Here is a 9779-nt window from a genome sequence, read left to right on the forward strand (position 1 = left end):
CGCGCATGAGCAGAACCTACCGGATCGCGCCTTCCATCCTTTCCGCCGACTTCGCGCGCCTCGGCGAGGAGGTCGCCAACGTCATCGCGGCAGGCGCCGACTGGATCCATTTTGACGTGATGGACAACCACTACGTGCCCAACCTCACGTTCGGCCCCATGATCTGTTCCGCCCTCAAGCCCCATGCCAAGGACGCCCAGGGCCGACCGGTGCCGATCGACGTGCACCTGATGGTGCAGCCGGTGGACGCGCTCGCCCAGGCCTTCGCGCAGGCCGGCGCCGACTACATCACCTTCCACCCCGACGCCTCGACGCACGTGCACCGCAGCGTGCAGGCGATCCGGGCGGCCGGCTGCAAGCCGGGCCTGGTGTTCAATCCGGCGGCGCCGATCGACGTGCTGGACTGGGTGCTGGACGACATCGACCTGGTGCTGATCATGAGCGTCAACCCGGGCTTCGGCGGCCAGGGCTTCATCGACTCGGCGCTGCGCAAGATCGAACAGGTGCGAAAGCGCATCGACGCCAGCGGACGGGACGTGCGCCTCGAGGTCGATGGCGGCATCAAGGTGGACAACATCGCGCGCGTTGCCGCGGCCGGCGCGGACACCTTCGTGGCCGGCAGCGCGATCTTCGGCCAGAGCGACTACCGCGCGGTGGTCGGCGCGATGCGCGCGGCGCTCAAGGGCTGAACTTCTTCTCCGTGTCGTTGCTGCGCACCCGCTCGTAGGTTTCGTCCAGCACCGGGCCCTTGTCGGTGTCGACCAGGCCCCGCTCGACGTCTTCCCGGGCGGCCGTGGCCATGCGGCCCTGCGAGGCCTCGCCGGGCTGCTGGCTGTCGGCCGACTCGTCGCGCTCGTGCGGCGTGCGCGGCGCGCGCGCCGGTGCCTCGCCCTGCTGGGACGCCGTGCTTCCGCGCGGCTTGCGCCGCCGGCTGGTCATGCGGTAGTGCATACGCTTGGGGCCCTTTCATGCCGATGGTGCCCCGGCCGCGGGCGCGTGAGGTAGGACATGCCTTGCTCATCCTGTAGGACGCGCGCCGCATCGGAGCCTTCCTACGTTTCCTACGCACGGCCTCTGACTGCGCCGTGACGGGCACTGGACCCAAATAAGAGCTTGTGGTCGGCGCGCGCCGGCCGCTGAATTGTTCGATCGGTTCACGAGACCCAGGAGGTCACCATGGCATCCAGCAATCAAGGCAACCCGGGCGGAAAGCAAGGCGGCTCATCCAGTCGTGGATTCGCTTCCATGGATCCGCAACGGCAGCGCGAGATCGCCAGCGAAGGCGGCAAGGCAGCGCATGAAAAGGGCACCGCGCATGAGTTCACCTCGGAAGAGGCGCGGCAGGCCGGCAGCAAGGGCGGACAGGCGGCGCACCAGAAAGGCACCGCCCACGAGTTCAACTCCGAGGAGGCCCGGGAGGCGGGCCGCAAGGGCGGGCAGGCCAGCCATGGCGGCGGCCACGGCAGCGGCCAAGGCGGGGCCCAAGGCGCGGGTCAAGGTGGGAACCAGAGCGGCCAGAAGCGCTGAGCCCCCCGACTTGCCGGAAAAGGGTGCCCCCGCGCACCCTTTTTCATGCGCGACAATGAGCGGCTTGCACGCACGATCTCAAGACTTCGACGCCGCCATCGTCGACCTTGACGGCACCCTGGTGGACACGCTGGGCGACTTCAGCGCCGCACTGAACGCGGTGCTGCGCGAGTTGGGTTTGCCCTGCATCGCCGCCGAGGATGTGGCACCCCGCGTCGGGCGCGGCTCCGAGCATCTCATCCAGACGGTGCTGGACCATGTGGGCGCCCCGCCCGGGCTGTACGAGCCGGCCTGGGCGGCCTACCAGAGGCACTACCTGGCCATCAACGGGCGGCACTCGGCGGTCTTCGAGGGCGCGGCGGACGGCCTCGGCGCCTTGCGCGAAGCCGGGTTGCGGCTGGCCTGCCTGACCAACAAGCCCGGCGCCTTCGCGCGGCCGCTGCTGCAGGCCAAGGGCTTGCTCAAGCACTTCGACTTCGTGTTCGGCGGCGATGCGTTCGAGCGCAAGAAGCCCGATCCGCTGCCCCTGCTTCGGGCCTGCGAGGCGCTGGGTTCACGGCCGGGTCGCACCCTCATGGTGGGCGACTCGCGCAACGATGCGCAGGCCGCGCGCGCCGCCGGCTGCCCGGTGGTGCTGGTGACCTACGGCTACAACCACGGGGAGCCGGTCCACGAGGAGGACGCGGACGCCTTCCTCGACTCGCTCGCCCAGCTGCGGAACTGGCTCAGCCCGAGTGGCCGAGCAACGCGTCCTTGAGCTTGTAGTCGGCCGGCACCGGGCCCAGCCAGATGCGCATCAGCGCGTTGAAGAACTCGGGCTCCTTGAACGGCTCGCCCTGGGGCACGCCCTTGACCGAGATCACCGTGCCAGTGCCGGGCACCCAGTCGATCGCGAAGCTGTCGCCGGCGTTGAGTTTCTTGATGTCTGTGAACAGCTGGCTCATGCGCATGAGGCCGGGCACCAGCTTGGAAAAGGCGCCCTTGTCCATGTTGTCCTCGACACCGCGGGTGAACAGCTTGCCGAGTTCAGCCGACTCGATGTCGCGCAGCATCGTGATCTGCATGCGCTTGGGGCCGGGGGCGGCGAGCACTTCGTCGACCGTGCCGGCCTTGCGCGTGAGGTAGAGGCCGGCGGCGTAGACCTTGACCACCAGCTTGTAGCGGATCCCCGCGCCATTGAGCAGCACCCTGGCGCCGCGCAATTCGGTGGCTTCCTCGTATTTGACGCCGCCCAGGTTGACGGACTGCGCCAGCGCCGCGGGCATGGCGATCATGAGGGCTGCCGCAAGCAGCCAGGGCTTCATCGAATTCATCTTCGGCCTTCGGACAAGCAGACGTGCCGGGTGATTGTTCAGCTTGGTACGTGGCAGTACAAGAGGGTTTTCTTGGGGCGGCTCCCTAGAGGGGCGGCCCCATGTCTCGTCAGGGACAGGGCAGGGCACTTGGAGGACACGAGGGTGCTTTGCTACACTGCCGCCCATGTCCATCCACCGCACGAGCATCGTGGTTTTCAGGGGCAGGGGAGCCTGGCCCTGGCGTAAGCCAACGTTCGAGCGTTCCTGATTCGCACGGGGCTGCCCGTGCCCCCGCGCCCCTCCCGGGGCATCGATCAAATCCAGCGGCCCGCGCCGCACGAGCTTGTGGAGGCTCACCCCGTGATCACCGAACTCGAATTCAAAAGCCTGGCCCTGCAGGGCTATAACCGCATTCCGCTGATCGCCGAGGCGTTCGCGGATCTTGAAACCCCGCTGTCGCTGTACCTGAAGCTGGCGCACGCCAAGGGCTCCGGTGCCTACAGCTTCCTGCTCGAATCGGTGGTCGGCGGCGAACGCTTCGGCCGCTACAGCTTCATCGGCCTGCCGGCGCGGACGATGCTGCGCGCCCGCGGCTTCGGGGCCGACGCCGCGACCGAGGTGGTGACCGACGGCAAGGTGGTCGAGACCGCGCACGGCAACCCGCTGGACTTCGTCGCCAGCTACCAGCAGCGCTTCAAGGTCGCGCTGCGCCCGGGCCTGCCGCGCTTTTGCGGCGGGCTGGCCGGCTATTTCGGCTACGACACGGTGCGCTACATCGAGCCCAAGCTGGAAAAGAGCTGCCCGCCGGATACCCTCCACTGCCCGGACATCCTGCTGCTGCAGTGCGAGGAGCTGGCCGTCATCGACAACCTCTCGGGCAAGCTCTACCTCATCGTTTACGCCGACCCCGGCCAGCCCGAGGCCTATGCCACCGGCAAGCGGCGGCTGCGCGAGCTGAAGGAGCTGCTCAAGTATTCGGTCAGCGCGCCGGTGGTGCGGCAGACGCAGGGCCATCCGGTCGAGCGCGAGTTCGCGAAGGCCGACTACCTGGCGGCGGTCGAGCGCGCCAAGGAGCTGATCGCCGCGGGCGATTTCATGCAGGTGCAGGTCGGTCAGCGCCTGAAGAAGCGCTTCACGGAGTCGCCGCTGTCGCTGTACCGGGCGCTGCGCTCGCTCAATCCGAGCCCCTACATGTACTACTACCACTTCGGCGACTTCCATGTGGTGGGGGCCTCGCCCGAGATCCTGGTGCGCCAGGAGCAGACGCCGCAGGGACAGAAGGTGACCATCCGTCCGCTCGCCGGCACGCGCCCGCGCGGCGCCACCCCCGAAGCCGACCAGGCCGTGGAGCAGGAACTGGTCGCCGACCCCAAGGAGCGCGCCGAGCACGTGATGCTGATCGACCTGGCGCGCAACGACATCGGCCGCATCGCCAAGACCGGCACCGTCAAGGTGACCGAGGCCTTCGCGGTGGAGCGCTACAGCCACGTCATGCACATCGTGAGCAACGTGGAAGGCCTGCTGAAGGACGGCATGACCAGCATCGACGTGCTCAAGGCCACCTTCCCGGCCGGCACCCTCACCGGCGCGCCCAAGGTGCATGCGATGGAGCTGATCGACCAGCTCGAGCCGAACAAGCGCGGCCTGTACGGCGGCGCCTGCGGCTACCTCAGTTATGCCGGCGACATGGACGTGGCGATCGCCATCCGCACCGGCATCGTCAAGGACCAGACCCTGTACGTGCAGGCCGCCGCCGGGGTGGTCGCCGATTCGGTGCCGGAGCTGGAATGGAAGGAAACCGAGGTCAAGGCGCGCGCGCTGCTGCGGGCGTCCGAATTGGTGGAGGAGGGACTGGAATGAGCGCCGTCATGAAACTCCTGATGGTCGACAACTACGACAGCTTCACCTACAACCTCGTCCAGTACTTCGGCGAGCTGGGCGCCGAGGTGGAGGTGTTCCGCAACGACGAGATTACCCTCGAGGGCATCGCCGAGCGGCGGCCGGACCGGCTGGTGATCTCGCCCGGTCCCTGCTCGCCGGCCGAAGCAGGGATTTCGGTGGCGGCGATCCGGCATTTCGCCGGCAGGCTGCCGATCCTGGGCGTGTGCCTGGGGCACCAGTCCATCGGCGCGGCGTTCGGCGGCAACATCATCCGCGCGCGGCAGCTGATGCACGGCAAGACCAGCGTGATCACCACCACGCGCGAAGGCGTGTTCGCCGGCTTGCCGGAGCAGTTCACGGTGAACCGCTACCACTCGCTGGCGATCGAGCGCGCCAGCTGCCCGCCCGAGCTGCAAGTGACCGCCTGGACCGACGACGGCGAGATCATGGGCGTGCGCCACCGGTCGCTCGCCATCGAGGGCGTGCAGTTCCACCCCGAGTCCATCCTGACCGAGCACGGGCACGCCATGCTCAAGAACTTCCTGGAGCTCCCCAAGTGAAGCCCATCGACCTGCGCAGCGACACGGTGACCCGGCCCGCGCCCGGCATGCGCGCCGCCATGTTCGACGCGCCACTGGGCGACGACGTGTTCGGCGACGACCCGAGCGTGAACGCGCTGCAGGACAAGATCGCCGGCCTGCTGGGCTTCGAGGCGGCGCTGTTCGTGCCGACCGGCACGCAAAGCAACCTGTGCGCGGTGCTGGCGCATTGCCAGCGCGGCGACGAATACATCGTCGGCCAGATGCAGCACTGCTACCGCTGGGAAGGCGGCGGCGCCGCAGTGTTCGGCAGCGTGCAGCCGCAGCCGTTGGCGCACCAGCCGGACGGCACGCTGGGGCTGGCCGACATCGAGGCGGCGATCAAGCCGGACGACCCGCATTTCGCCCGCACCCGCTTGCTGGCGCTGGAGAACACGCTGGGCGGGCGGCTGATGCCGCTGCCCTACCTGGAGCAGGCGACGGCGCTGGCGCGCCGGCATGGCCTGGGCACCCACCTGGATGGCGCGCGCCTGTTCAACGCGGCGGTGGCGCAGGCGGCCGGGCGGCCGGCCGCGGCCGAAGCGCGCCGGATCGCCGGCCTGTTCGACACGGTGTCGGTGTGCTTCAGCAAGGGCCTGGGCACGCCGGCGGGCTCGGCCCTGTGCGGTTCGCGCGAGCTGATCGCGCGGGCGCGCCGGGTGCGCAAGATGGCTGGCGGCGCGATGCGGCAGGCCGGCCTGCTGGCCGCGGCCGCCGCGTACGCGCTGGACCACCACGTCGAGCGCCTGGCCGAGGACCACGCGCTGGCCCGGCGGCTGGCCGACGGCCTGGCCGGCCTCGAGGCGCTGCGGGTGGAGCCGCCCGAGACCAACATCGTGTTCGTCGACCTGCTGGGCGCGGCGCGTGACCGCTCGCAGGCGCTGCTGGATCACCTGAAGACACAGGGCGTGCTCGCCACCGGCCTGTACCGCCTGCGCTTCGTGACGCACCTGGACGTCGACGCTGCCGGCGTCGACCGCGCGGTGGCGGCGGTGCGCGGCTTCTTCCAGGGCTGAGGCCATGCCCGACGCGCAACACCTGCTGCTGTTCGTCGCCGCCGGCCTGCTGTTGAACCTCACGCCCGGTCCCGACGTCCTCTACATCGTCACCAACTCGCTGCGCTCGGGCGCCCGGGCCGGCGTGATCGCCGGGCTGGGCATCACCGCCGGCTGCTTCGTCCATGTGTTCGCGGCGGCGCTGGGCGTGAGCGCGCTGCTGGCCGCCTCGGCCACCGCCTTCACCGTGTTGAAGTGGGCCGGCGCCGCCTACCTGCTGTGGATTGGGGTGCGGCTGCTCATGGCGCGCGCGCCCGCGGCCCCGCAGGACCTCGCGGCGCTGGCGCAGGCGCGGCCGGACGCCAGCCTGCGCGCGGTGTTCCTCGGCGGCTTCTGGACCAATGTGCTCAATCCCAAGGTCGCGATCTTCTTCCTGGCCTTCGTGCCGCAGTTCATCGCGCCGGATGCCGGCAACAAGGCGCTGGCCTTCGTGCTGCTCGGCGCGCTGTTCAACATCAACAGCATCCCGGTCAACAGCGGCTGGGCGCTGGCCGCGGCCTGGATGGCGCGGCGCAACGCGGTGCAACGCGGCATGCATGTCCTCGACCGCGTGGCCGGCGCCATGTTCATCGCTTTCGGGCTGAAGCTGGCCCTGTCCGACAATCCATCCACGTAAGGAGCCGCCATGTCCATCACCCCCCAGGAAGCGCTGCAGCGAACCATCGAGCACCGCGAGATCTTCCACGACGAGATGCTCAAGATCGTGCGGCTGATCATGAGCGGCGAGCTGTCGCCGGTGATGATGGCGGCGCTGATCACCGGCCTGCGCGTGAAGAAGGAAACCATCGGCGAGATCACCGCCGCGGCGCAGGTCATGCGCGAGTTCGCCACCAAGGTCGAGGTGGCCGACAAGACGAACCTGGTCGACATCGTGGGCACGGGCGGCGACGGCTCGCACACCTTCAACATCTCGACCTGCTCGATGTTCGTGGCCGCCGCGGCCGGCGCCAAGGTGAGCAAGCACGGCGGACGCGGCGTGTCCAGCAAGAGCGGCAGCGCGGACGTGCTCGAAAGCCTGGGCCTGAACATCAACCTCAAGCCCGAGGCGATCGCGCGCTGCATCGAGGAGGCGGGCGTGGGCTTCATGTTCGCCCCCAACCACCACCCGGCCATGAAGAACGTGGCGCCGATCCGCAAGGAGCTGGGCGTGCGCACCATCTTCAACATCCTGGGGCCGCTGACCAACCCCGCGGGCGCGCCCAACATCCTGATGGGCGTGTTCCATCCGGACCTGGTCGGCATCCAGGTGCGCGCGCTGCAGCGCCTGGGCGCCGAGCACGCCCTGGTGGTGTACGGGCGCGACGGCATGGACGAAGTGAGCCTGGGCGCGGCCACCATGGTGGGGGAACTCAAGGGCGGCGAGATCTCCGAGTACGAGATCCATCCCGAGGACTTCGGCCTGCCGATGGCGAGCAGCCGCAACCTGCGGGTCGAGAGCCCCGAGCAGTCGCGCGCGATGCTCACGGCCGTGCTGGACAACCAGCCCGGTCCGGCGCGCGACATCGTGGTCTTCAACACCGGCGTTGCGCTCTACGCCGCCAACGTCTCGGCGACGATTCCGGAGGGCATCGCCCGCGCCCGCGCCGCGCTGGAATCGGGCGCGGGCAAGGCCAAGCTCGACCAGCTGGCAGCGCTCACGCAGAAGCTCGCAGGCTGACATGGCGGCGGACATCCTGGACAAGATCGTCGCCGTCAAGCGCGAGGAAATCGCCGCGGCACAGAAGAAGCTGCCGTTGGAGGCCGTGCGTGCCGACGCCGAGAGCCGGGTGCTCACGCGCGACTTCGAAGGCGCGATGCGCGCCAAGATCGCCGCCGGCGCCAGCGCGGTGATCGCCGAGGTCAAGAAGGCCAGCCCCAGCAAGGGCGTGCTGCGCGCGGACTTCGTGCCCGCCGACATCGCGCAGAGCTACGCGCAGGCCGGCGCGGCCTGCCTGTCGGTGCTGACCGACCGGCAGTTCTTCCAGGGCCGGCCCGACTACCTGAAGCAGGCGCGCGCCTCCTGCGACCTGCCGGTGCTGCGCAAGGACTTCATGATCGACCCCTACCAGATCTATGAATCGCGGGCGATGGGGGCCGACTGCGTGCTGCTGATCGCCGCCTGCCTGGACGACGCGCGCATGCAGGAGCTCGAAGCCGTGGCGCGCAGCCTGGACATGGCGGTGCTGGTGGAGGTGCACGATCGCGCCGAACTGGAGCGCGCCCTCAAGCTCAGGACCCGGCTGGTGGGCATCAACAACCGCAACCTGCGCAGCTTCGAGGTGTCGCTCGCGACCACGATCGAGATGCTCCCGGACGTGCCCGAAGGACGGCTGGTCGTGACCGAGTCCGGCATCGCCACCCGCGCCGACGTCAAGACCATGCGCCAGGCGGGCGTCGATGCCTTCCTGGTGGGCGAGGCCTTCATGCGCGCCGAGGATCCGGGCGAGGCGCTGGCGGCGCTGTTCAGCCGCTGAGCGACGTGGCTCAAGCCCGGCAGTTGCCCATCGATGAGCTCGATACCCCTCGCCTCAGGCGCTGGGCGCCCGAGGAATGGGCACTCGCGCCCGGCTGGCAGCCGGCGCTCGATGCCTTCCTGGCCAGCGGCGCGGGCCTGCGCCTGGCCGAATTCATCCGCGAGCGACTGGACAGCGGCGCGGTGATCTATCCGCCGCGTCCCTTGCGGGCGCTGGAAAGCACGCCCTTGGCGCAGGTGCACGCCGTGATCCTGGGGCAGGACCCCTACCACGGCCCCGGCCAAGCCGAGGGCCTGGCTTTCTCAGTGCCGCCGGGCGTGCGGCTGCCGCCGTCGCTGCGCAACATCTTCAAGGAGCTGCGTGCCGGCACAGAAGCGCCCGAGCCGGCGCACGGATGCCTCATCGATTGGGCGCGGCGCGGCGTGCTGCTGCTCAACACGGTGCTCACGGTCGAGGAAGGGCAGCCCGGAAGTCACGCCAAGAAGGGCTGGGAGGAGCTCACCGATGCGCTTCTGGCCGATGTGGCGGCTCAGGCGTCACCCTGCGTGTACCTGCTGTGGGGCGCGCATGCCCAGGCCAAGGCCAGCCTGATCGAGACAACCGCCGCGGCGCACGGGCGCGAGGCCCTGGTGCTGCAGGCCAACCACCCGTCGCCGCTGTCGGCCCGCCGCCCGCCCGTGCCCTTCCTCGGCTGCGGGCACTTCCGCCAGGCGCGGGAGTGGCTGGCGCGGCGCGGTTGCGACAGCGTGCTGTGAATCGCAGCAGCGGCTGCGGCTGGGCGCCCGAATTCATGCTATATTTCGAGGTTCGCCGGAGGGGTGCCCGAGTGGCTAAAGGGGGCAGACTGTAAATCTGTTGGCTTACGCCTACGCTGGTTCGAATCCAGCCTCCTCCACCAGCTGAAGTTCAGCGGGTGACCGGCGAGTGAAAGTGTTGTTGTGCGATGCGGTTTGTGTAGGGCCTGAACATCGCCTGCGGGGATCGGGAAGC

General features: G+C 69.3%; 12 protein-coding genes and 1 tRNA gene. 11 read left to right on the forward strand and 2 right to left on the reverse strand.

What is annotated here, in order from left to right; genetic code table 11:
- Positions 1-5: 5 nt before the first annotated feature.
- A complete protein-coding gene (gene rpe, locus UC35_RS11465) occupies positions 6-689 on the forward strand; it encodes a ribulose-phosphate 3-epimerase (RefSeq protein WP_061499542.1) in 684 nt (227 codons plus the stop codon).
- On the opposite strand, the gene UC35_RS11470 is transcribed toward rpe, so the two are convergent.
- Positions 679-951, reverse strand: coding sequence for a hypothetical protein (locus tag UC35_RS11470; RefSeq protein ID WP_061499546.1), 273 nt, complete (start codon positions 949-951; stop codon positions 679-681). The two genes, rpe and UC35_RS11470, sit on opposite strands and share 11 nt — an antisense overlap.
- Before the next feature lie 294 nt (positions 952-1245).
- Between UC35_RS11470 and UC35_RS11475 the strand changes: the two genes are divergently transcribed.
- Entirely contained in the window at positions 1246-1527 is a 282-nt protein-coding gene (locus UC35_RS11475) for a KGG domain-containing protein (protein WP_415752697.1), read from the forward strand.
- A gap of 55 nt (positions 1528-1582) precedes the next feature.
- Positions 1583-2284 carry a phosphoglycolate phosphatase gene (gene gph / locus UC35_RS11480; RefSeq protein WP_061499552.1) on the forward strand — a complete coding sequence of 234 codons (702 nt, stop codon included), beginning with the start codon at positions 1583-1585 and terminating at the stop codon, positions 2282-2284.
- Here the strand turns inward: gph and UC35_RS11485 are convergent.
- The gene (locus UC35_RS11485; RefSeq protein WP_061499554.1) at positions 2253-2840 is read right to left on the reverse strand and encodes a chalcone isomerase family protein; all 588 of its coding nucleotides are present in this window, start codon (positions 2838-2840) and stop codon (positions 2253-2255) included. The two genes, gph and UC35_RS11485, sit on opposite strands and share 32 nt — an antisense overlap.
- A 342-nt stretch (positions 2841-3182) precedes the next feature.
- Between UC35_RS11485 and trpE the strand changes: the two genes are divergently transcribed.
- The 8 genes from trpE to UC35_RS11525 all read left to right on the forward strand — a co-directional run bounded on the left by trpE (position 3183) and on the right by UC35_RS11525 (position 9687).
- Positions 3183-4682, forward strand: a complete 1500-nt coding sequence (gene trpE, locus UC35_RS11490; protein WP_061499565.1) for an anthranilate synthase component I — start codon at positions 3183-3185, stop codon at positions 4680-4682.
- An 8-nt stretch (positions 4683-4690) separates the two neighbouring features.
- A complete protein-coding gene (locus UC35_RS11495; RefSeq protein ID WP_173861285.1) occupies positions 4691-5263 on the forward strand; it encodes an anthranilate synthase component II in 573 nt (190 codons plus the stop codon).
- On the forward strand, positions 5260-6297 hold the full coding sequence (gene ltaE, locus UC35_RS11500; RefSeq protein ID WP_061499569.1) for a low-specificity L-threonine aldolase: 1038 nt from the start codon (positions 5260-5262) through the stop codon (positions 6295-6297). The genes UC35_RS11495 and ltaE overlap by 4 nt, the downstream gene beginning before the upstream one ends.
- 4 nt (positions 6298-6301) lie before the next feature.
- Entirely contained in the window at positions 6302-6952 is a 651-nt protein-coding gene (locus tag UC35_RS11505) for a LysE family translocator (RefSeq protein WP_061499572.1), read from the forward strand.
- 9 nt (positions 6953-6961) lie between these two features.
- Positions 6962-7993 (forward strand): anthranilate phosphoribosyltransferase, encoded by a 1032-nt coding sequence (gene trpD / locus UC35_RS11510; protein WP_061499575.1) that lies wholly within the window; start codon positions 6962-6964, stop codon positions 7991-7993.
- Between the two features lies 1 nt (position 7994).
- Positions 7995-8789 carry an indole-3-glycerol phosphate synthase TrpC gene (gene trpC, locus UC35_RS11515; protein ID WP_061499578.1) on the forward strand — a complete coding sequence of 265 codons (795 nt, stop codon included), beginning with the start codon at positions 7995-7997 and terminating at the stop codon, positions 8787-8789.
- 29 nt (positions 8790-8818) lie between these two features.
- Complete coding sequence (locus UC35_RS11520; protein ID WP_145979615.1) at positions 8819-9544, forward strand: uracil-DNA glycosylase; 726 nt, start codon at positions 8819-8821, stop codon at positions 9542-9544.
- A gap of 57 nt (positions 9545-9601) precedes the next feature.
- Positions 9602-9687: transfer RNA gene (locus UC35_RS11525), tRNA-Tyr, on the forward strand.
- Positions 9688-9779: the final 92 nt, after the last annotated feature.

Origin of the sequence: Ramlibacter tataouinensis (genome assembly GCF_001580455.1) — a bacterium.
Taxonomy (GTDB): Bacteria; Pseudomonadota; Gammaproteobacteria; order Burkholderiales; family Burkholderiaceae_C; genus Ramlibacter; species Ramlibacter tataouinensis_B.

Bases quoted from the DNA above. Each gene is read 5' to 3' on its own strand.
- gph (WP_061499552.1), top strand. From the start codon at position 1,583: ATGAGCGGCTTGCACGCACGATCTCAAGACTTCGACGCCGCCATCGTC.
- trpC (WP_061499578.1), top strand. From the start codon at position 7,995: ATGGCGGCGGACATCCTGGACAAGATCGTCGCCGTCAAGCGCGAGGAA.
- trpD (WP_061499575.1), top strand. From the start codon at position 6,962: ATGTCCATCACCCCCCAGGAAGCGCTGCAGCGAACCATCGAGCACCGC.
- UC35_RS11495 (WP_173861285.1), top strand. From the start codon at position 4,691: ATGAAACTCCTGATGGTCGACAACTACGACAGCTTCACCTACAACCTC.
- UC35_RS11475 (WP_415752697.1), top strand. From the start codon at position 1,246: ATGGATCCGCAACGGCAGCGCGAGATCGCCAGCGAAGGCGGCAAGGCA.
- UC35_RS11505 (WP_061499572.1), top strand. From the start codon at position 6,302: ATGCCCGACGCGCAACACCTGCTGCTGTTCGTCGCCGCCGGCCTGCTG.
- UC35_RS11470 (WP_061499546.1), bottom strand. From the start codon at position 951: ATGCACTACCGCATGACCAGCCGGCGGCGCAAGCCGCGCGGAAGCACG.
- UC35_RS11485 (WP_061499554.1), bottom strand. From the start codon at position 2,840: ATGAATTCGATGAAGCCCTGGCTGCTTGCGGCAGCCCTCATGATCGCC.
- rpe (WP_061499542.1), top strand. From the start codon at position 6: ATGAGCAGAACCTACCGGATCGCGCCTTCCATCCTTTCCGCCGACTTC.